General features: G+C 48.1%; 16 protein-coding genes. 6 read left to right on the plus strand and 10 right to left on the minus strand.

Going from position 1 to position 21,667, the window contains the following annotated elements; translation table 11 throughout:
• Positions 1-222: 222 nt before the first annotated feature.
• The 3 genes from aceB (at position 223) to nhaD (ending at position 4,779) form a co-directional block, all read left to right on the plus strand.
• On the plus strand, positions 223-1,800 hold the full coding sequence (aceB, locus tag BM292_RS10375; RefSeq protein ID WP_092858305.1) for a malate synthase A: 1,578 nt from the start codon (positions 223-225) through the stop codon (positions 1,798-1,800).
• A 29-nt stretch (positions 1,801-1,829) separates the two neighbouring features.
• Complete coding sequence (gene aceA, locus BM292_RS10380) at positions 1,830-3,164, plus strand: isocitrate lyase (RefSeq protein WP_092858307.1); 1,335 nt, start codon at positions 1,830-1,832, stop codon at positions 3,162-3,164.
• 175 nt (positions 3,165-3,339) lie between these two features.
• Positions 3,340-4,779 carry a sodium:proton antiporter NhaD gene (gene nhaD, locus BM292_RS10385; protein ID WP_092858309.1) on the plus strand — a complete coding sequence of 480 codons (1,440 nt, stop codon included), beginning with the start codon at positions 3,340-3,342 and terminating at the stop codon, positions 4,777-4,779.
• 10 nt (positions 4,780-4,789) lie between these two features.
• Here nhaD and aceK read toward each other — a convergent pair whose 3' ends face one another.
• The 6 genes from aceK to BM292_RS10415 all read right to left on the minus strand — a co-directional run bounded on the left by aceK (position 4,790) and on the right by BM292_RS10415 (position 13,777).
• Positions 4,790-6,532, minus strand: coding sequence for a bifunctional isocitrate dehydrogenase kinase/phosphatase (gene aceK, locus BM292_RS10390; RefSeq protein WP_092858311.1), 1,743 nt, complete (start codon positions 6,530-6,532; stop codon positions 4,790-4,792).
• 2 nt (positions 6,533-6,534) lie between these two features.
• Entirely contained in the window at positions 6,535-7,470 is a 936-nt protein-coding gene (locus tag BM292_RS10395; protein ID WP_092858313.1) for a LysR family transcriptional regulator, read from the minus strand.
• Between the two features lie 87 nt (positions 7,471-7,557).
• Entirely contained in the window at positions 7,558-10,725 is a 3,168-nt protein-coding gene (locus BM292_RS10400; protein ID WP_092858315.1) for an amidohydrolase family protein, read from the minus strand.
• A gap of 15 nt (positions 10,726-10,740) precedes the next feature.
• Positions 10,741-10,899, minus strand: coding sequence for a YqaE/Pmp3 family membrane protein (locus BM292_RS10405; RefSeq protein WP_092858317.1), 159 nt, complete (start codon positions 10,897-10,899; stop codon positions 10,741-10,743).
• 18 nt (positions 10,900-10,917) lie between these two features.
• Positions 10,918-12,429, minus strand: coding sequence for a S10 family peptidase (locus BM292_RS10410; protein ID WP_092858634.1), 1,512 nt, complete (start codon positions 12,427-12,429; stop codon positions 10,918-10,920).
• A gap of 103 nt (positions 12,430-12,532) precedes the next feature.
• Positions 12,533-13,777, minus strand: coding sequence for an NRAMP family divalent metal transporter (locus BM292_RS10415; RefSeq protein WP_092858319.1), 1,245 nt, complete (start codon positions 13,775-13,777; stop codon positions 12,533-12,535).
• 126 nt (positions 13,778-13,903) lie between these two features.
• Here BM292_RS10415 and BM292_RS10420 point away from each other — a divergent pair, with 126 nt between their 5' ends.
• Both BM292_RS10420 and BM292_RS10425 read left to right on the plus strand, forming a co-directional pair.
• Complete coding sequence (locus BM292_RS10420; protein WP_245751918.1) at positions 13,904-15,772, plus strand: GNAT family N-acetyltransferase; 1,869 nt, start codon at positions 13,904-13,906, stop codon at positions 15,770-15,772.
• Between the two features lie 3 nt (positions 15,773-15,775).
• Positions 15,776-16,699, plus strand: coding sequence for a histone deacetylase family protein (locus BM292_RS10425; protein WP_092858321.1), 924 nt, complete (start codon positions 15,776-15,778; stop codon positions 16,697-16,699).
• 6 nt (positions 16,700-16,705) lie between these two features.
• Here the strand turns inward: BM292_RS10425 and BM292_RS10430 are convergent, their stop codons facing one another.
• The 3 genes from BM292_RS10430 to BM292_RS10440 all read right to left on the minus strand — a co-directional run bounded on the left by BM292_RS10430 (position 16,706) and on the right by BM292_RS10440 (position 19,955).
• Positions 16,706-18,667 carry a cytochrome c/FTR1 family iron permease gene (locus tag BM292_RS10430; RefSeq protein ID WP_245751920.1) on the minus strand — a complete coding sequence of 654 codons (1,962 nt, stop codon included), beginning with the start codon at positions 18,665-18,667 and terminating at the stop codon, positions 16,706-16,708.
• 111 nt (positions 18,668-18,778) lie between these two features.
• Entirely contained in the window at positions 18,779-19,288 is a 510-nt protein-coding gene (locus BM292_RS10435) for a hypothetical protein (RefSeq protein ID WP_092858322.1), read from the minus strand.
• Between the two features lie 169 nt (positions 19,289-19,457).
• Positions 19,458-19,955, minus strand: a complete 498-nt coding sequence (locus BM292_RS10440) for a hypothetical protein (RefSeq protein WP_092858324.1) — start codon at positions 19,953-19,955, stop codon at positions 19,458-19,460.
• Between the two features lie 122 nt (positions 19,956-20,077).
• Between BM292_RS10440 and BM292_RS10445 the strand changes: the two genes are divergently transcribed.
• Positions 20,078-20,689 (plus strand): tyrosine-type recombinase/integrase, encoded by a 612-nt coding sequence (locus BM292_RS10445; RefSeq protein WP_092858325.1) that lies wholly within the window; start codon positions 20,078-20,080, stop codon positions 20,687-20,689.
• 139 nt (positions 20,690-20,828) lie between these two features.
• On the opposite strand, the gene BM292_RS10450 is transcribed toward BM292_RS10445, so the two are convergent.
• Complete coding sequence (locus BM292_RS10450; protein ID WP_092858327.1) at positions 20,829-21,563, minus strand: hypothetical protein; 735 nt, start codon at positions 21,561-21,563, stop codon at positions 20,829-20,831.
• Positions 21,564-21,667 lie beyond the last annotated feature (104 nt).

Genomic DNA, 21,667 nt, shown 5'->3' on the forward strand with positions numbered 1-21,667 from the left:
CAGCACATCCGTTTTGATATAACGCCCTCATCGTGAGGGCGTTATTGTTTAAAAATACTCCAGCATGCGTTTATTGGCGCATTGTTTGGTTAAATCCGTTCGTTTGATTTAATTAATCATTCACACAGTGAATGATTGCAATCCACTTCATTCATTTGTTGTATTATATCAATTCAGTCTAGCCTTGAGTTCGTTAACACACGAACAACAACTGGATAGATTATGAACGGACTAAAGCTCCCAAAACTTGAGCAACCTGCTGCAGGTTTGATAGATCAAAACTGCCAACAATTTTTGGTCGAATTGGTACGCAAATTTCGCCCGCAATTACACAACCTATTGGTTAATCGACAACAACGTCAGCAACAAATCGATGCCGGTGCGCTCCCCGACTTCGCCCCTGAGACAGCGTCGATTCGTGATAGTGACTGGCAAGTAGCCACACTCCCTAAAGATCTCACCAAACGTCGTTTGGAAATCACCGGCCCCGTTGATCGGAAGATGGTCATTAACGCGCTCAATGCCAATGTCGATTGCTATATGGCCGACTTTGAGGATTCCCAATCACCAACTTGGGAAGGTGTGTTGCAAGGACAAATCAACTTGTTCGATGCCAATACGGGCCAAATGACCTATACCGACCCCGTTTCGAATAAACATTACCAATTACAAGAAAATCCAGCACTTCTGATTGCACGTGTGCGCGGCTTACATTTGCCCGAGAAGCACGTGATGCTCGATGGCGACGTGGTTCCAGGAAGCTTATTTGATTTCGCCCTATATTTTTATCTCAACTACCAACAACGTGTGTCACGTGGTACCGGTGTCTATTACTACCTGCCGAAACTTGAGCATAGCAGCGAAGCGCAGTGGTGGGCGGATGTCTTCACGTTTACCGAGGACTATTTTCAACAGCCGCGCGGCACCATTCGCGCAACCGTATTGATTGAAACCTTACCGGCAGTGTTCCAGATGGATGAAATTCTTTATGCCATGCGCGAACACATCGTTGCCCTCAACTGTGGTCGCTGGGATTACATTTTTAGTTACATCAAAACCTTAAAAAATCATCCCGATCGGGTTCTTCCCGACCGCCAAGTCGTGACCATGAATCAACCGTTTTTGAACGCCTATTCAAGGTTGCTAGTAAAAACCTGTCATAAACGTGGCGCCCTTGCGATGGGCGGTATGGCCGCATTTATACCAAGCAAAGATCCAGCCGAAAATGCCACCATTCTAGCCAAGGTAAAAGCAGATAAGGAGCTTGAACGGGACAATGGTCATGACGGTACTTGGATTGCGCACCCAGGTTTAGCTGACACGGTTCGCGAAGTATTTGTTGCGGGCTTACAAGGGGATAACCAACTGCATATTCTGCGCGAAGCTGATGCGCCGATAACCGCTGCAGATTTACTACAACCGAGTTTAGGTGAGCGCACCGAGGCTGGCATGCGCACCAATATTCGTGTGGCGCTGCAATACATCGCAGCCTGGATATCCGGTAAAGGTTGTGTGCCCATCTACGGCCTCATGGAAGACGCCGCAACTGCGGAAATCTCACGAACCTCGATTTGGCAGTGGATCAAGCACGGAAAAACCCTCGATAACGGCGAAGTGGTCACCAAAGAGCTGTTCCGTAATTACCTCGAGCAAGAAGCACAGGTTGTTCGCGGGGAAGTCGGTGATGAACGTTGGGCTGGCGAGAATTTTCCAAAAGCGACGCAACTGCTCGAACAAATCACGACCGCCGATGAGCTAGTGGCGTTTCTCACGCTGCCAGGCTACGACCTTATTCAATAATAATTCAATCACTTAACAGGACAACAACCATGACAACTTCAATTCACCAAGCAGAAGCCGCGAAACAACTTGAACAAGATTGGCAGCAAAACCCACGCTGGACTGGCGTTGAACGCACCTATTCAGCACTGGATGTGGTGCGCCTGCGCGGCAGTGTTCAGCCTGAATGTACCTATGCACAAAACGGTGCGGCGAAACTTTGGCGTTTAGTCAACGGTGCCGCGCAAGAGAAATTTGGCAAAGACTATGTGAATGCACTCGGTGCGCTCACCGGCGGGCAAGCCGTTCAGCAAGTAAAAGCTGGCTTACAAGCTATCTATTTATCCGGATGGCAGGTCGCTGCCGACAACAATACCTCGCTCAGCATGTACCCTGACCAGTCATTGTATCCAGTGGATTCAGTGCCAACGGTGGTTGAGCGTATTAACAATAGCTTCGCCCGCGCAGACCAAATTCAATGGTCAAAAGGTATCGGCCCAGAACAAGAAGGCTATGTGGATTATTTCGCACCGATTGTCGCTGATGCCGAGGCTGGCTTTGGTGGCGTATTGAACGCTTACGAACTGATGCAGGCGATGATTCGTGCCGGCGCTGCGGGCGTACATTTTGAAGACCAGTTAGCCTCGGTGAAAAAGTGTGGCCACATGGGCGGGAAGGTTTTAGTACCAACTCAAGAAGCGGTGCAAAAGTTAATTGCAGCGCGCCTCGCTGCTGACGTTGCCGGTGTGCCAACGCTCATTCTCGCTCGCACTGATGCGAACGCCGCTGATTTGCTTACTTCCGATGTTGATCCAAATGACCAGCCGTTCTGCACCGGCGAGCGCACCGCCGAAGGCTTTTATCGTGTGAATGCTGGTATCGATCAAGCCATTTCACGCGGTTTAGCTTATGCGCCGTACGCTGACTTACTTTGGTGTGAAACTGCCAAGCCTGACTTAGAAGAAGCACGCAAATTCGCCGAAGCAATTCATGCACAGTATCCTGGTAAATTATTGGCGTACAACTGCTCACCAAGCTTTAACTGGAAGCGCAACCTAGATGACGCGACTATTGCTAAATTCCAACGAGAGCTCGCGGCGATGGGTTACAAATTCCAATTCATCACCTTAGCTGGCGTACACAACATGTGGTACCACATGTTCGAACTTGCGCATGATTACGCACGCAACGATATGTCAGCGTACGTGAAATTGCAGCAACAAGAATTTGCGGCAGCCGACAAAGGCTATACGTTTGTTGCGCATCAACAGGAAGTTGGTACCGGATACTTCGATGACGTGACGAATGTGATTCAAGGAGGGAAGTCGTCGGTAACAGCACTTACCGGCTCGACTGAAGAAGAACAGTTCAAAAAACCGGCGTAAGCAAAGGTTTACGAATACCTCTTTAGCATTACCTCGGAAAATACTGGGTATAAGCCGCCAAGCACAGGTGTTTGGCGGCTTTTTTGTGGTAGTATGCGCGCGCCTGAACAGACGATTCATCTTAAAAATTGTGCTGTTCACCCCTGAAGCCTCGCATGTTGAAGGAATAACAATCATGTGGAAAGTACTGCTGTTGTTGTTGGGCGCGAGCCTATTCTCCCCCGCCGCTTTCGCGGCCGCTGGTCAACTCGACTTGACCTCCGCTAACGTTGGTATTGCCGCCATCATTATTTTCACCGTTGCTTATATTTTGGTGATGGGTGAAGAAAAGCTGCACATGCGCAAATCAAAGCCCGTGCTACTGGCCGCCGGCTTAATTTGGATCATGATCGGTTTTGTCTACATGCAAAACGATCTGCCAGGAGTAGCCGAAGAAGCGTTCCGCCATAATTTGCTCGAATTTGCCGAATTGATGCTGTTCCTGCTGGTGGCAATGACCTACATCAACGCGATGGAAGAGCGTCGATTATTCGATAGTTTACGCGCTTGGATGATTAAAAAGGGCTTCACCTATAAGCAACTATTTTGGCTATCAGGATTTCTCGCATTCTTTATTTCGCCCGTTGCCGATAACCTCACGACCGCCTTATTGATGTGTGCCGTGGTCATGAAAGTGGCCGACGGAGACAAAAAGTTCATTAGCGTCTCGTGCATCAGTATTGTCATTGCAGCCAATGCCGGCGGTGCCTTTAGCCCATTTGGTGACATCACCACGTTGATGGTTTGGCAAGCCGGAATGGTTGAGTTTCAAGAATTCTTCGTCTTGTTTATTCCGTCACTACTGAACTACTTGGTACCGGCGGTGATCATGAGCTTCTTTATCGAAGACCGTAAACCAACCGCAATTTATGAAGAGGTCGAGCTAAAACGCGGCGCTTTGCGTATTACGGCTCTCTTCTTACTCACCATTACTACCGCCGTCGCCTGCCACATGTGGCTGCATTTACCACCTGTTCTTGGCATGATGATGGGTCTGGGTTATTTACAATTCTTTGGTTATTTCTTGCGCATGACATTACCCGGCTCGTTGGCACGTAAGCGCGCCATGGCAGAGCGCGCCGGCGATATGGCGCGCCTCGAGCGATTGGGTGGCGTGGTACCGTTTGATGTATTTAACCGGGTACAACGAGCCGAGTGGGATACGTTGTTGTTCTTCTACGGTATCGTCATAGCAGTCGGTGGGCTTGGCTTTATGGGGTATCTCTCGTTGCTCTCAAATACCTTGTATCTCGATATGAGTCCAACCTTTGCCAACGTAGCGTTAGGCTTAATGTCCGCATTAATTGATAACATTCCAGTGATGTTTGCGGTGCTATCAATGCATCCGGATATGTCACACGGTCAGTGGCTATTGATTACCTTGACCGCAGGTACTGGCGGTAGCTTATTGTCGATTGGTTCAGCCGCAGGTGTGGCACTGATGGGACAAGCCCGTGGTTATTACACCTTCGCTAGCCACCTAAAATGGACCCCGGTCATCGCTCTTGGTTATATCGTCAGTATCCTCGCCCACATGTGGCTAAACGAGGGTTTATTTACCGTCTTTAATCACTAACGAGTAACGCTTATGCAGAGGTCGTGCGCACACAACGCATAAAGCGCACGGCCTCCGGATACGGAAATACGTCCGTAATCACGCCTTGCGCCAAATTCTCTTGTTGTTGTCGCCAAAACTCTGCATCCACTAACTCCGGATGATATTTCAGTAGGATATCTCGTAACTTCGGCTGCGGTACCGCATAAGTCGCCAATTGCTCAGGAAAGACATCATTGGGGCCAACCGCATACCAAGGCTCGGGTGCGATCATTTGCTCATAGGTTTCTGGTTTCGGTAACTTGCGGAAGTTCATTTCAGTGAGGTACTGAACTTCGTCGTAATCATAAAACACCACTCGCTTATGGCGCGTTAAACCGAAGTTTTTCAGCAGCATATCGCCGGGGAATATATTCGCTGCCATCATATCTTTAATGGCTTGGCCGTAATCCTTCATGACCAATTCGATTTCCGCGTCAGTACCGTATTCTAAGAAGATGTTCAGCGGCATCATGCGGCGCTCGACAAACAATTGGCTGATCACCAGTTGCCCGTCCTCAATTTTTAAACTGCCAGCGACGGTATTTGTCAGCTCATCAAGCAAATCTTGCGAGATGCGCTCTAGCGGAATCGCCACATTGGCAAATTCATAAGTATCTGCCATACGTCCAGCGCGATCATGGCGTTTGACCATGCGGTACCGGTCAATAACTGTTTGTCGGCTCATTTGTTTGCCGCCACCAAACTTATCTTTGATGACTTTAAATACATACGGATACGACGGTAACGTGAACACTGTCATCACCATCCCTTTGATACCGGCCGCCGCTACCAACTTATCGTCACTGGCATCCAAATGGTGCAGAAAGTCGCGATAGAATTCGGTTTTACTTTGCTTGTGTAAGCCAATTGCCGAGTATAACTCCGCAATTGTTTTCTTTGGCATCAGGCCTTTTAAGAAGCGAACTAACGCCGATGGCGCACGGGTGTGAACCATAAAATACGAGCGCGCAAAGGCGAAGATAATCGCCATTTGATCGGTATCGGTAATCAGGGCATCCAAATAAAGTCGTCCTGCGCTATTGCGCAGTACCGGTACGATAAACGGGAAAATACGATTGGCACTAACAATCCGACCGACTACATAAGCCGCTTTGTTACGAAAGAATGGTTCTTTGAGTACGTCTATACGCAACTGATACGTCGAAAGCTGACCGGCGGCGGTTTGTTCGCGAAAAGCTTTGCGTAGCAAGCGAATGTCTTCGGATAAGTCATCATATTCAGCGCCAAAATCGATGTCGCCCATGATACGCGCTAACGTGCGCCGCATGCCCTGCACTACCGGAAAGTACGAACGGAACTCGGTTTCCAGCGCCAGTGGAATGCTGTCGCTTAGCGTGGTTTCAACGAAGATATAGGCGTTGTTAAAATAGCGCCGATGAAAAAGGTTACAGAATACCGAATTATAGAAGGTTTCAGCCAGCTCAGCCTGCGGATGAAACTGTAAGAATTGCTGGTAAATTTTGCGGGTTTCTAACCAAAGCGCTTCGTTAAGTTCACCGCCGGTCAGCTTATTCAGCACAGCGGTGGTTTCGCGCACGCGCTGGTCATAAAAGCTAATGCGCACAGTTGCCGCATACTGGCCCGCATGCCAATCACCGTGAGCAAAGCGATCACGCGCTTGGCGAGTCACGTCCTGAAACAATGCATAGTGCTTATGAAAGCCTTGCAATATTTTTCGAGCGAACATGCCCGCGCGTTTCGCGTCACTCATAACTAATGATGTGCGGCAGTGTCAGTAATCAACTGACGGAACCAGCGATGACCCGCGTCATGTTGCAGGAGTGGACTCCAAATCATGGTCAGCTCCAGTGCCGGAATCGTAAACGGCGGTTCTAGCATTACCAACTCATCATCATCTTGATATAACGCGGCGGCCTGACTTGGTAATGTCGCAATAAGCCCTTGGCGGGCTAAATGCATCGCCACATGATAGTTACGGGTAAACACGCGGATTTCACGTTTGTGACCGAGTTTACCAAGCGCTTCATCAACCCAACCAAGTTTCTGAACATCGTGCGGATCCATCCCCACCCCGACACCAAAACCAGTTTTACTCACCCACACATGCTCGCCCTTGAGGTAATTCTCAAGCGTGTAGTTCTGTACCAACGGATGGTCTTTGCGCACAAGGCAACTGAAGTCATCTTCCCATAAGTTTTTTTGGTGAAATGACTGCGGCAATTTCTCAAAGCGGTTAATGGCAAGGTCAACTTTACCGTTTTCAACGTCATGGAAGCTGATGTCACTCGGTGTCATGATATCAAGCGCCACATGGGGTGCTTGTTGTTTGAGCTTTTCGAGTAGTCGCGGCATCAATGTCGATGCGGCATAGTCTGACGCCATAATGCGAAATACGCGGTCACTGGTAGCGGCATCGAACTCACGCGCCGGCTGTACCATTTCTTCTACGGAATACAGAATTTGACGCACTGGCTCTTGCATGCGTAGCGCGGTTTCAGTCGGCAGCATACCTTCGCTGGTGCGTACTAGAATCGGATCATTGAGCAAGGTGCGCAAACGCTTTAAGCCATTGCTCATGGCGGGCTGAGTTATATTGAGTTGCGCAGCGGCTTTGGTCACATTTCGCTCGCGCAATAACACGTCGAGGTAGACCAATAAGTTGAGGTCAATATCTTTAATGTTATTCATAAAAAAAATAAATCCCGCTATAAGAATATAGCGGGATTATAGACATAATTTTTCTGAGATACATCAATTGTGTGATGCGACTATGGTCTATTCCCAGAAAAACGGCTTGCGTGGTTCGGCTTTTGGCACCAGTTGGTTCATGGTTTCCGCATCAAACAAGCGGCCATTCACCATGGTATGCGTCACGCGATCAGTGACTGAGATATCCGCTAACGGATTACCATCAATCACAATAATGTCAGCCAATTTACCCGCTTTCAGCGAGCCGATATATTTGTCCATACCAAACTCTTTGGCTGGGTTAATGGTTGATGTTGCCAGTGCTTGCAGTGGTGTCATACCACCTTGTGCCATCATCCAAATTTCCCAATGCTGCGCTAAACCTTCACGCTGACCGTGGGCACCAGCCACCACATCCACACCCAAGTCTTGTAGCTTTTTAGCGACATCGGCGTTGTTAAAGTGGTTGTAATGGTTGTGCGGTGCTTTTTCGCGGCGCACAGAACCGACTAACGCATCGTCTGGGACAAACTTCGATAACTTCGGATGCTTCCACACGTCAGTTTCAGCATACCAGTAGTTTTCACCCCAGATACCGCCGTATGCAACGCCCAACGTTGGCGTATAGTTTACGTCGGTTTGGCTCCAGAACTGCTCGATATCGTCATAGATTTTCGCGACCGGAATCGAGTGTTCAATCGTCGTGTGACCGTCGGCAACCATACTCAAGTTATGTTGCAGCAATGAACCACCTTCTGGTACCACCATCATGCCTAATTCACGACCCGCTTGAATAATCTGCTGACGCTGATTACGACGCGGCTGGTTGTAGCTCTTCACCGAGAATGCACCCACTTTTTGCAGACGTTCAAGGTGGAACTTAGCATCGTCTAAGTCATCCACGTGCGCGGTGTAACCCGGGCCATTCGCACCGTACAAAATGGTACCGGTTGAGAATGTACGTGGTGCAGCAATTAAACCAGCCTTTTGCAATTCACTGGCGGCAAAGATTTCAGTCGTGTCATTTGACGGATCATGAATCGAGGTAACACCAAACGCCAAGGTGGCATAAGTTTTCCAGTTTTGCTCTGGAATAATCTCGTTATCACCTTGCGGGCCATGCGCGTGACCATCGAACAAGCCCGGCATCACGGTTTTACCGGTGGTATCTATCACGGTTGCGCCGCTTGGTACGGTCACGTCATCGACACTGCCGACCGCAACAATTTTGTTGCCTTTGACAACCACGGTGCCACGTTCAATGACCTGCTCGCCTTCCATGGTAATCACCTGACCACCAACAAATGCCACAGTTTCGTCATGAATGCCGGCATCGGCTGTAAAGCTGATATCCAAACCATTCGCCACTTTCTCGAACTCTGATTCACCATCAATGCCAAACAAGCCATTAACTGACGCATGATAAAGCTCTGGGCCAAGTGACCAATATAGCGCTTGGCCATCACCGCTCCATGAGATGTTTTCGCCGGCACGAACAGACAATTGCTCAATAGGGAACTGCTTGTCGGTTGGGCTGATACGAATTGGCGCACCGCGCTCAACAAATGGCGTCACAAATACTTTAAAGCGCTCAGCAAACGCCAAGTGCTCACCATCCGGAGAAACACGGAACTCGGTTGCGTGCTCAGCGGTGTACAACGTACGTGATTCTTTGGTGACCAAATCAACGCTCATTAACGACGGTGAACCATTGAATGCCATCAAATAAACGCGATCGCTGCGTGCACCAAATTGTGGCGAGCTGCCGCTTTCACTGATCAAACGCGGTTTCGCGCCTTTGTTCAGCGATAAATGATAAACACCTGGGTTTAAACCATAAGTATCTGAGGTGATATAGCCACCACGAATTTTACGATACACCACAGCGTTACCATCTGGGCTAAATACCGGCTCAACGAATTTACCTTTGCCAGTTGCCAACACGGTTTCTTTGCCTGACTTCACGTCACGAACAATCAGCTGACCTAGCTTTTGATCATCCCACGTTGCATAAACCAACTTGCTACCATCGCGTGAGTAGCTTGGATAAAGCTCCCATGCTCCTTCAAGTTTGGTGAGACGTTTCGGTTCGCCGTTTGGCAAGCTACGTACATAAAGCTTACCCAGTGCCTCGAACACAACTTGCTTGGCGTTTGGCGCAACTTGCACCATACGTAGCATTTTCACCTTAAACTGGTCTTCATCTAGGTTGGTTTCGAAGTGCAACGCATTTTGGACTTTCTTGGTGGTTTCCACGCTAAACGGAATCACGCGAGTGCTGCGGCTAGCAACATCGAGTTGCATGATTTTACCGTCAGCCCAGAAAATCATTTTCTTGCTATCTGGGCTCCAGTCCATGGTCGGATACACGCCATGAATAGCCCACGTTTCTTGCATGTCGCGATCAAGCTGATTGTACAGACGTGTTTTTTCGCCTGACTCTAAGTCGTACAAATACAGTACGCTGTTGAAGTCTTCACGCTTGATGTAAGCCAAATACTTACCATCAGGCGAAGGCGTTGGACGAATCGCACCACCGGCACCGCTTAAAATCACATCGATATCACCGGTTTCGCGATCATAACGTTTGATTTTGTAAATGCCTTCCAGAGAATCTTTGCTATAATGGAAGGTTTTGCCTGGGGTATCGTCTTGCGAGAAATAGATATAGCGCCCATCTGGCGAAAACGCTGGCTCACCTAAATCTTTTTGATCATTCGGGCGCTCGGTTAACATCACACCCGAACCGCCTGAACGGTGGTACATCCATACTTCACCTGCGCCTAGAGAACGACTTGCGGTAAAATGTTTGCGGGCGACGATAAATTCGCTGTCTGGGCTCCATGCTGGGCTGTTCAACAAACGAAAGGTTTCGTCGGTTACTTGGCGCGGGTTGCTACCATCCGCATCCATAATCCAAATATTGTCGCCGCCGTCAGCATCTGAGGTATAAGCAATATATTTGCCGTCCGGTGAATAAACCGGCTGCATGCTCCAAGCAATACCACCAACCAATAATTCAGCATCGCCGCCGCTAGCAGGAATACGATAAATATCACCAAGCATATCGAAAACAATGAACTTGCCGTCTGGGCTCATGTCCACGTTCATCCAAGTACCTTCAGAGGTTTTGATCTGAATGTCTTTGAACTCACCTTGAGGATTATTGACGTCCCAGCCGTTTTCGGTTTGGGCTTGCGCAGAAAATGAGAGTGCGACGCTGACCGCAAGGGCCAGCGTAGATAATTTTTTCATGGGTAAACCTTATTGTTATTTTTTGGCGATAACCCAAACCGCATGCACGATGCCAGGAATATAGCCGAGCAACGTCAGTACAATGTTTATCCAAAAATGCTTACCAATACCGACCTGCAAAAACACGCCCAGCGGTGGTAACAAAATTGCGATAATAATCCGGATTAAATCCATGGGTTATCTCCTTGGTAATTAGTATTTCGCTGCTTCGTCCTTAGCAGGAATAGTCGCTTTTATGAATTCACGCAAGTCGTTGTTCGACAATTTCAAATCTTCTGCGCGCAAATACATCATGTGACCACTACGATAACCTTTGAAGCCAATACGGTCAGCCATACGACCGCTTGGATCGATATGCCACATATTGTATTTCGCATCAAAGTAGTTGGTGGCGCCGTCGTAGTAACCTGACTGAATTAACACATTCAAGTATGGGTTTTGTGCCATTGCTTGACGCAAGTTTTCACCGGTATTGTCGTTGCTGCGATCCCACGGATGCACTGGGCCAAACATGTTGTATTTCACGTCTGTTTTGTAACCTAGCTCTTCACGCAAGTAATAATTGATAGCTGGGGTAAACGAGTGCAACCAAGAAGTCAGCTCAGAGTTATAATCAGGGCGTGAACCCACGTCATCACGGTCAATACCGAGGTAGCGCGAATCTAAACGACCAATGGTTTGACCGCGATCACGCAACAACTCTTTCCAGAAAAACGAAGTGCTGATATCAAGGTTGGCACGCAACACGGTTTGTTTATCTAAACCAGAGTACTTCGCTACTTGCGCTGCAATTTGCTCTTTCTCAGCGGCAGGCAACATTGCGCCTTTCGCTAAAGCTGGTAAGTAAACATCAAGCGTATACTTCTCAACTTCAGGCAATAACTCGAGCAAATCTTTGCTTTGCAGATCGGAGCTCAGTGCATCGTGATACCAAGCTGCCGCGGCAAAATACGGTAAGCGGTTCGCTGCTTTTACTGGGCCGTTACGCTCAATGCCGATATCCGTTGGCGATACCAAGATGACACCGTTCAAATACATCCACTGACGGTTTTGTAGCTCAAGCGCTAAACCTGATACACGCGTAGTACCGTAGCTTTCACCAATCAGGTACTTCGGTGAGCGCCAGCGTTCATGGCGGGTCACAAAGGTGTTGATCCAATCAGCTAAATATTTCACATCGGCATTCACACCAAAGAACATTTTTTGCAGTTCATCACGTGAATACTGTGAGCCGTCTTTCTTCGGCAACGGACGCGAATAGCCAGTGTTCACTGGGTTCACAAACACAATGTCAGCGACATCGAGTACTGAATGCGGGTTGTCTTTCACGCCGTACGGCATGAGTGGGAAACCTTCGTCATCAACACGAAGTGATTTTGGACCGGTGTAAGCCACATGCATCCACACAGACGCAGAGCCCGGGCCACCATTAAATGAGATTAATAGCGGTCGTTCTTCACGGTTCTTAACGCCTTGGCGTTCGTAGTACGTGAAAAACAACGCGGCGGTTGCTTCGCCGTTTTCGTTAAACACTGGCTGGGTGCCGGTAGTTGCGGTGTATTTAAAACGCTGACCGTTGATGGTGGTGCTGTGCTCAGTCACAACCGTTTCGTCCGCGGCGATTTTAGCTTCTGGGAGTTCTGTTGCGGTTGCAGTTACAACCAAGCTTGACCCCATCATCACTGCGAAAATGAGATGTTTCATGCCCTTCATGATTACTTCCTCTGGTTTTATTGTTGTTCCATTTAATGCAATCGCTTGGTAAAGCTCAAGGCGAGTGAGCTAAACGTACTGATTTTCAAGATGGTCACGAGCCCATGAACAGCAAAAAGTACAAATAACCCAACGCAAAGACTATTAAGTAGGTTAATCCGATCCAGCCATAGGCTCGCATGCGCTTCGACATGGCATTTTTTCGCGCCAGCTTAAAGTTGAGCCAAGCGAAAAACGGCGTGGTTAAGAACGCTAACGTCATCGCAAATGTCAGCATTGGCCCGAGCGCGCTTTGAAAGTAAATAATTACTAGCATACCGGCGATTGACTGTCCGATGACCCACCAAGTGAGGCTGTCAGACTTAGCTTGAGACTCGCTCTTCTTCTTTGACGGTGCTAGAAGCGAACGGCATTCTTTGAGGGTTCGTGCGTAGCCATCGAGTACAGCCAGTGTGGTGCCAAACATACACAAGAAAGCGATACCGCCGACTAAATATTCCGACCACGCGCCAATGGTATTGCCATACATGCTGACAAATTGCTGCGCAAACTGCGTACCGGCTAATGCAATCGGTTGGTCACTACCGAATTGCACCAAGGCGCCAAGCGAAAGGAACACGACTGCCAAAGCCGCGGTTACCCAATAGCCTAAATTGAAGTCGAATAACCCGTGCTTCAAGCTGATTCGGGTGAGCTTTTGCTTGCTTTGCAACCACAGCGAATTAATTGCTGACAGCTCAATGGGAACAGGCATCCAGCCCATCATCGCAACTAAAAAAGCCAATGCTGAGAGTTGCCATGGAGATGGCGCAACAAAGTCAGCTGGTGGCGGCGTTGCGCTTCCCCACGCAATAATCACCGCAACCACGGTGGCGAAGCTCAAGCTTGCCATAATCCATTTCGAAAGGGTGTCGAGCATGCGATATTGGCCACCTAAAATAACCAACAGACAACCCAGTAATATCAGCCAGCACAGGGCTAACAGTGACAATTCAGGAATAAATAGTCGCAATAAGCTGGCTGTTAGCAGCAACACGCCAGCCGTATTCACCACCGCCGCAATGGTATTCAAAATCGTGAAGAGCCACAGGTAAATCTTGCCTTCACCGTAGTATCCAGCAATTAAGTTTTGCTTACTTTCGAGTGTGTAGGTAACGGCAAAGCGGAAGAACGGATACTTCAGCACATTCACCAAAACAATCACCCACCAAAGTTGCCAACCGAATAAAGCGCCCGCTTGGGTTGAGGCGACAAGATGTGACGCGCCGACAGCTGCTGCCGCTAAAATAATGCCTGGACCAAGAGCGTGTCGCCGGGACGATTCTGTGAGTTGTGTCATAGGTTTATTCTTATTGTTTGAAAAATGACGCCCCACAGCATAGCGCCAATTTCGTCGAAGCCAAAATTATGTTTATACTGCCTTAGTAACTCATTGCAGTATTAGTACGGCATAAGGAATGAGACCATGGGTAGCAATGAACGACAGTTGATGGTTGATGGCCAACCGGCAAAGTGGCAACAGCTACTAAAGTCTGGTGACCGTATTTTTATTGGCACCCACGCAGGCGTTCCTCACGCATTGCTGCACGACCTTGCCGATCACAGTCAACACTTTCACGATATCGAAATTGTGCAGATTTACGCGCTTGGCGATAACCACTGGGTAAACCCTGAGTACAACCAAACCTTTAAAGTAAACTCACTGTTTATTGGCGGCGAGAAAGTACGCAAAGCCGTTGCTGAGGGCCGTGCCGATTACACTCCAGCGTTCATGTCTGATATTCCGTCGTTATTTAGCGAAGAGATTCTGCCTCTTGATGCCGCGCTCATCATGGTGAGCCCGCCCGACCAATACGGTTACCATTCGCTTGGCGTGTCCGTAGATATTGTGTCCTCGGCCTTGCGTTCAGCGAAAAAGGTTATTGCCCAAGTGAATCCGAAAATGCCCGTCACTTTTGGCCAAGCATTCGTTCACAAAGGTCAAATTGATGCCTTTTTTGAAGCCGAGCAAGACCTGCCAGAAATTACCGCGCCTGAGCTCGATGCCGTGACCGAGCGGATTGGCCAGTATGTATCGTTGTTGGTGGAAGATGGCGCCACCATTCAAATTGGCTTTGGCAAAATTTGCGATGCCGTTTTGCGCTACTTGAGCAATCACAAAGACTTAGGCGTACACAGCGAGCTCATTACTGACGGCATCATGGAATTAATGCTCAGCGGCGTGATTAATAACCGCAAGAAAACCTATCACCAGCACAAAGCCGTCACGAGCTTTTGTATCGGTAGCAAAAAGCTGTACGACTTTGTGAACAACAATCCGCACATTGGTTTTTATCCGTCGGAGTATGTGAACTCTCCCGCGAACATTGCCCGCAACGAAAAAATGGTCTCGATTAACAGCGCCATTGAGGTGGATTTAACCGGGCAAGTGGTGTCGGATTCCATTGGTCATCATTTTTATAGTGGAATTGGCGGGCATGTGGACTTTAGCCGTGGCGCCAGCATGAGTCCTGGCGGTAAACCAGTGATCGCCCTGCCCTCAACCGCCAAAAACGGGACCGTCTCACGGATTGTGCCATTTATTAGCGAAGGCAGTGGCGTCGCCACCTCGCGCGCGCATGTGTACTACGTGGTCACCGAGTTTGGCGTGGCATCGCTGCGCGGTAAAAGTATTCGTGAACGTGCGTTGGAATTAATTCGTGTTGCGCATCCAAAATTCCGCCAGCAATTATTAGAAGAAGTGCGTAAGCATTACTATGTGCCCCACTATCAAATTCTGCACTCGGTAGAAGTGCCTGAGCTTGGCCCGGTTGGCTTTAAAGAGATCTCCATTAATGGTGAGTTCTTTGATTTACGTCCCCTGAACCCGAGTGACGAGCGCCGCCTGCAAGAGTTCTTCTATTCACACACCAAAGAAACCCTGCAGATGCGCTACAACACGGTACCCACTAGCATGAGTCGCGAAAAATCGTGCACCTTGGTGAGTGTCGATCAGTCGCGTGATTTGGCGTTATGTATTGTGCGACAAAAAGGCTCAATGGCGCAGATTCAAGCCGTTGGTCGCTATTATCTGCTACACGACGAAAAAAGCTGTGAAGTGGCCTTTGTAACGCGAGAAACTCAGCACGGTAAAGGCATGGCAACCCGCCTGTTAGAAGAAATGAAACGAATTGCCCGCGAACGCGGCCTTGAGCGCATGCTCGCTTACGTGCGTTCGGAGAACGGCAAAATGCTGGCGGTGTTTGAACGCGCCGGTTTTGTGCGCAAGCCTTCGGAAGAGCCAGGTGAAGTTTATTTAGAGTTGGTGCTTGCGGCACCATCAGACAGTGAGTGATGTATGTCGATAACCGTGTTTAGTCACCAATATTGTAGTTTGCACCGCGTTTCTGAAGTGCACCCTGAAGAGCCGGCACGTATTGCCGCCATTAACGATCAAATTATTCGCTCGGGCATGGAGTTCGCGCTCACGCAAAAAGACGCCAAATCAGCGACACGTGAGGACTTACTGCGCGTGCACGCCGCAAACTATGTCGATGACGTGTTCGAACGCGCGCCCACTGAACCAGACCAACATATTTGGCTCGACCCCGACACCATGATGACCGCCGGCACCCTGCGAGCAGCTTTGTATGCCGCTGGTAGCGGCATTTGCGCCGTTGACGAAGTATTTACCGCCGAGAATCGCCGAGCATTTTGCTCGGTACGCCCGCCCGGTCACCATGCCACATGGGATGCCGCCATGGGCTTTTGTATATTCAACAATATCGCCGTGGCCACTGCTTACGCTATGCATGCTTACGGCATTGAGCGCGTGGCAATTGTTGACTTTGACGTGCATCACGGTAACGGCACCGAAGACATTTTTCTAAATGACGAACGCGTGCTGTTTTGTAGCTCGTTTCAACACCCGCTGTACCCGAATTCAGGTACCGAAACCATTAGTCACGAAGTGATCAATATTCCGTTGCCAGCCGGCTGCGATGGCCCAACGTGGCAAGCAGCCGTGCGCGAGCGCTGGTTCCCTGCCATTGATGCCTTTGAGCCGCAACTGATTATGGTTTCCGCTGGCTTCGATGGTCATTTAGAAGATGACATGGCGCAGTTTAAGCTCACCGAAACGGATTATCACTGGATAGGACGTGAACTGAAAGAACTCGCTGAGCGCCACTGTGAAGGGCGCATTGTTGCAACTTTAGAGGGCGGATATGACCACAGCTCGCTCGGGCGAAGTGTGGTCGCATTTTTGAAAGGTATGCAGTAGCTTCAGTTACTTAGTCGCTTGACGTTGCTTGAGGAAGAACACGCTAAATACAATCAGCACCAGCAATTGTGTCGCAAGGCTTTCCCACGTGGCCGCCATACCCAACCAGTCGATATTCAACGGCACAGGGAATGGCGTGGCACTAAGCCAGCCAGCCTCTTGGAAAGCAATAATCGCTTTACCGGCTAACACGAATGCGAGTATTAGCAACAAGTACGTGGTGTAAGCAAAGAACTTGGCGATTGGCAGTTTCACGCTAAAGCGCAAAATAACCCACGTGATCAGTGCCAATACCACCGCTGCGGCAATAAACCCGCCCCAGACGCTGGTGTGCTGTGCGCTTTGCGCTTGGGTCAGCAATGACTGATAGAACAGCACGGTTTCAAACACTTCGCGGTATACGGCAATAAAGCTCAACAGGGCAATACCCCACAGCGTCCCAGCCGCTAAATGAGCATTCAGATTTTGCTTGATGTATTGCTGCCATGCCTGTGCATTGGTTTTGCTGTGCATCCAAATACCGACATACACCAACACCACAGCGGCAATACCAGCAGCCACACCTTCCATGATCTCGCGGCTCGCACCACTAATTGAAATCAGTGACTGCGCCGCCCACCAAGTCAAACCGCCGAGCACAAGCGCCGCAAGCCAACCCGAGTGAACATATTTGACCGCATCGTTTCTCTCAGTACGACGGAGCACGGTAATTAATGCCAACACCACCAACAGTGCTTCTAATCCTTCCCGCAACAGAATCACAAAGCTCGCTGTGGCGAGCGCCGTATTTGAAAGCTGCTGCTCATTCATGGTGGCTTGGGCACGCTCCAGCGCCGCTAGAGTGTCACTAATCGCGGCGCTCACTTGTGCCTGCTGATTCGGCGTTGCAATAATGCGGCGCAAATCCATCATTTGCGCTTCAATGGCTTTGGTTTGCGCCGCATCGTATGCACTCAAACCGTTCTCCATTAACTCAAAGCCATCTAAGTAAGCACTCACTGCTAAGTGGTTTGCACGCTTTAAGTCACCTGCTTTGTAGGCTTCTTCCGCCGCTTGTAGACGCGCTTTCGCCACTGCAAATGGCGATATTTCAGCTTGAAAAAGTTGTTGCGGGTTCGCCCGTAAAATATTGACCAAATTCGCTTGAGAGCTTGGTAACTCGGCGCGTAATTGCGCTGGGCTCGTATTCACCATTTGCTGTAAATCAATCACATCCATACTGGCTTGCGGCGCAACCACGGTACCGTGTTGAAACGCGAGCGAACCCACATAAAATGCCAGCGACCAACGCTCTTGCTCGGTCAAGTCGGTGAAGGCCATCATGGCGGTGTCATCAATGCCCTTCGTAATGGCATCGTATAGACCGAGTAGCGAGCGATTTTCAGCGCGCTCTAAATCAGTAAAGTTCGTTGGGGCAGGTTCTAGGTTTTGCCCTGCTGGGCCGTCACCTTGACCTTGCTGGCCATGACATGCGCTACATTGTGCTTGATATATCTCTTTGGTTTGCGCCATTGGCAACAATGCTTTGGGGAGTTCGACTTTCGGTAATTGCTGCAAGATTTGCGCGCGTAACTGCGAGGTTGCACCGCGCACTTCAGCCAAATCCGCTTTATTCATGACTAATTCGCGTAGCTGTTGCGCCGGCTGGACTAACGTTTGTAACTTTGGGTTGTCAGTTGAAAGCGTATTGATATTGCGCAGAATGATTGACGAGAACTCTTCCATTTCAGCATATTCGCCGGCGTTAACCACCTCACCGTTAGCAACCGCCTCGCTGTAATCCACTCCAACATATTCCACTAACTGCGCAATTTGGCGCATGTATTCTTGCTGAAGGTCTGATTGGAGTTCTGGTTGATTGGCTTTTTGATTGACTAGGGACTGGGCTTGCGTCTGCGGGCTCAATATTGCCAGCGTGGCAAAAGCAACTACCGCCAACGCGGCACGAGTAATGGCTTGAAGCGTCATGAGGTTCGCTCGTCAATTTGAGAAAATGAATAAGATAGAAACAAAGTGCATGTTATGACGAGCGATGTTACTACTAATGCGAATGATTCGCAATAATGCTGGTGAGTATTTTTAGCCTATTCCCACATAGCAATAGACATCGTCATTCGATATTTCTCTGAACGTGTGTGACTCAGTGTCGATGAGGAATACTTGTGTCGCTTTTAACCATAGCTTGTTGTCTTGATCTTTCTCAGATGCGGAACTAATTAAAGCGACAAAGTTGTCGCTCGATGGCATCACGCCTGGCGTGGTCGCTTGCATTTGTTTAAACGACGAATAATTTTCCGTGCAGTTTGATACAGCTGCGCGCCCCTGAGGACTTTCTAGTACGTCGACTATTTCCCATCGTTTAGAGCCCTGCGTTTTTTTGGATAAAATAATCAGGCGCTCTTCGGTACTGAGATCTTTAACGCTGTCAATTGAATACTTGCAGCCTAATAGACAACTTCCAGATAACTCCTTAAACTCAGGGAAATCTCTCTGAAAGTCCTGATAACGCTGACCAATTAAGTCTGTTGCTCCAGCAGCACAAGTTAAACTGACTAGATAGAGTAACGTCGCAATCCATTTGGTTTTCATGTCACTTCCTTATTCAAGGTTCGTCTACGACTTACCGTACTGAACATCCCTTTAAAAGACAAACAGCTATGCTTGGGAAATGACTTGTAACTGGGCTGCTTTGTGCCAATTGCGGAAGTTTACTCTTTGCTAATTCGCGCCGCTGTGCTGCATCGAGTTAGGTTATTTGTTAGGTGTGAGGAGCTTTCAAATGTGCGGCCAGTAAAGCCTTTGATTCTTCGAAGGCTCTCATAATATGTCGCTTAAAATAGAGTCGATTCATACCATAGAATACTGCGGCGTCACCCTCATATTCGGACTTCAATTCTAAATCACCTATTCGCATAAAGTTACACCTCCCATACGCAACGTTATAGGAGCCTCGATTTCCATATTCATCAAAGTTTCGCTTGAACGAGTCGATATGACAGCAAGCATCCCTAACCGCCCTGATAGCATCGGAAACGTCTGTCACATAATCGTTTACCAAAATATCATCGGTAAAATCGACTTTTTGAACATACTTTTCCGTTTTATGCATCAAATCTCTGAGGCATATCATCAAATCTATGAATGCTGACATTTGAAGTATGTGTCCAGCATTTTCTTGATTAAAAATACCACAACCAAATAACTCTTCAATTCTTCTGATATTTGATTCGCAGTCCTGCCGATCTTTGATATTCATAATTCACCTAACGTTTCTATCAGTCAGATTCGAGATTACCTTGCCAGACCAAAAAGTCCAATGTTCGCTCCTAGCTCAATTAGGCACCATATTTCTATCTCCATATCGATTGGAGATTAATCATGGCAACTCAACAAATTCACCCGTGGAATAAAGATCGCATTATCGGTCAGAAAAGACCACTCCAAATTTCTCACATTTGGGGCATTCGGATACGCCTTGAGCTAGAACAAAAAGTGAGAGATTTAGCACTTTTTAACCTTGGGCTAGACAGCAAACTTAGAGGTTGCGACCTCGTAAAACTGAAGGTCTCAGACGTTGCATGTGGACGCTCGCTGCTGACACGTACTCATGTCGTGCAGCAAAAGACTGGCTGTTCGGTTCAGTTTGAAATCACCCAAGGTACCAGAGATTCGTTATCGGCTTGGATTAAAAAAGCAAACCTATCAGATTCCGATTATCTTTTTAAATCGAGAGTCACTGGCAGCGGGCACATCTCAACTCGACAATACAATCGAATCTTTCATAGCTGGATTGACAAACTAGGTTTGGACCGTTCGCTATATAGCACACACTCAATGAGGCGAACCAAGCCATACCTAATTTATAAGAAGACTAAAAACCTTAGAGTTATCAAACTTTTACTCGGTCACAAGAAACTTGAAAGTACAGTTCGCTACCTTGGTATTGAAGTAGATGACGCACTTGATATTTCTGAATCCATTGAAATTTGATATTCATTGGGCTGCGATAGCAGCCCAATGTCAATTGCGGACGTTAACGTCCAACTCACCGAACAAATTTTAATGGCGGCAATTTTTCCTTTTTTACGAAATTAGTGACAGTGAGAATTCTGTCTGGTGGAGCCGTTCGTTAGGTACTCAATGTTATTAATTTATCTGAAAGCTCGTGTTCTAGCTTTTTTAAACCCTCTCCATTTTTTAGGTATATCAGTGCTCGATGATGCACCATATCCGATGGGATATCGCTTATGACCTGAGCCAAAGGAACTACTATTTTTCCAAGGGTATGTGCTATGCCAGTTTCATACATAACATTGGGATTCTTACCAGAGAAATCGACAACCACAATTTTAGCCCTGAATATGAGGCTAAAAATATCTTGAATAATTGAAGAGTGCTCCCAAATGTTGTCAGCTCTAAGGCATCTGCTGCCTGCATTATCACATGCCGTCTGGATTGCATGATATACATCGTCGAAACCAGCAAATGGCATCATAACTGCCACAAGATCCTCTTCGACACCACCGTCGGGAATGGAAAATACATTTGGAGCAAACGTGATTTTCTTATTAGATGGCTTTGCAGAAATATAAGTGGCGTTTTGATCTGGATACCATTCATCGAGGAATTCTTTCACTGTCTGAAGAGCATTTGGATTATGATCGTCCATTGACCTTAAAACACTGATAATATTACCGCCATAATCCTCGTCACCAAAGTGCAAACTTCTCAGTAGTCTATCGTGATGTGAAATTATGTGAGAACAATCTGTTAATAGGCCAATTTCTTCCCAGTTCCCTGAGGTAAAGTCTTCCTCGATTCTTCTTTTTAACTCTATTATTAATTGACCCTTCTTATTGGTCATGCAGATACCTCATGTTTTTATGGTTGCTAAACGCCTGGCTCTGGGGTTGCATCGAGTACAGCGTAATGCAGTATCTCACTGGCGACTATCGACTTAGTGCCAAG

Origin of the sequence: Pseudidiomarina tainanensis, assembly GCF_900115255.1 — a bacterium.
Taxonomy (GTDB): domain Bacteria; phylum Pseudomonadota; class Gammaproteobacteria; order Enterobacterales; family Alteromonadaceae; genus Pseudidiomarina; species Pseudidiomarina tainanensis.

Bases quoted from the DNA above. Each gene is read 5' to 3' on its own strand.
- aceB (WP_092858305.1), top strand. From the start codon at position 223: ATGAACGGACTAAAGCTCCCAAAACTTGAGCAACCTGCTGCAGGTTTG.
- aceA (WP_092858307.1), top strand. From the start codon at position 1,830: ATGACAACTTCAATTCACCAAGCAGAAGCCGCGAAACAACTTGAACAA.
- nhaD (WP_092858309.1), top strand. From the start codon at position 3,340: ATGTGGAAAGTACTGCTGTTGTTGTTGGGCGCGAGCCTATTCTCCCCC.
- aceK (WP_092858311.1), bottom strand. From the start codon at position 6,532: ATGAGTGACGCGAAACGCGCGGGCATGTTCGCTCGAAAAATATTGCAA.
- BM292_RS10395 (WP_092858313.1), bottom strand. From the start codon at position 7,470: ATGAATAACATTAAAGATATTGACCTCAACTTATTGGTCTACCTCGAC.
- BM292_RS10400 (WP_092858315.1), bottom strand. From the start codon at position 10,725: ATGAAAAAATTATCTACGCTGGCCCTTGCGGTCAGCGTCGCACTCTCA.
- BM292_RS10405 (WP_092858317.1), bottom strand. From the start codon at position 10,899: ATGGATTTAATCCGGATTATTATCGCAATTTTGTTACCACCGCTGGGC.
- BM292_RS10410 (WP_092858634.1), bottom strand. From the start codon at position 12,429: ATGAAACATCTCATTTTCGCAGTGATGATGGGGTCAAGCTTGGTTGTA.
- BM292_RS10415 (WP_092858319.1), bottom strand. From the start codon at position 13,777: ATGACACAACTCACAGAATCGTCCCGGCGACACGCTCTTGGTCCAGGC.
- BM292_RS10420 (WP_245751918.1), top strand. From the start codon at position 13,904: ATGGGTAGCAATGAACGACAGTTGATGGTTGATGGCCAACCGGCAAAG.
- BM292_RS10425 (WP_092858321.1), top strand. From the start codon at position 15,776: ATGTCGATAACCGTGTTTAGTCACCAATATTGTAGTTTGCACCGCGTT.
- BM292_RS10430 (WP_245751920.1), bottom strand. From the start codon at position 18,667: ATGACGCTTCAAGCCATTACTCGTGCCGCGTTGGCGGTAGTTGCTTTT.
- BM292_RS10435 (WP_092858322.1), bottom strand. From the start codon at position 19,288: ATGAAAACCAAATGGATTGCGACGTTACTCTATCTAGTCAGTTTAACT.
- BM292_RS10440 (WP_092858324.1), bottom strand. From the start codon at position 19,955: ATGAATATCAAAGATCGGCAGGACTGCGAATCAAATATCAGAAGAATT.
- BM292_RS10445 (WP_092858325.1), top strand. From the start codon at position 20,078: ATGGCAACTCAACAAATTCACCCGTGGAATAAAGATCGCATTATCGGT.
- BM292_RS10450 (WP_092858327.1), bottom strand. From the start codon at position 21,563: ATGACCAATAAGAAGGGTCAATTAATAATAGAGTTAAAAAGAAGAATC.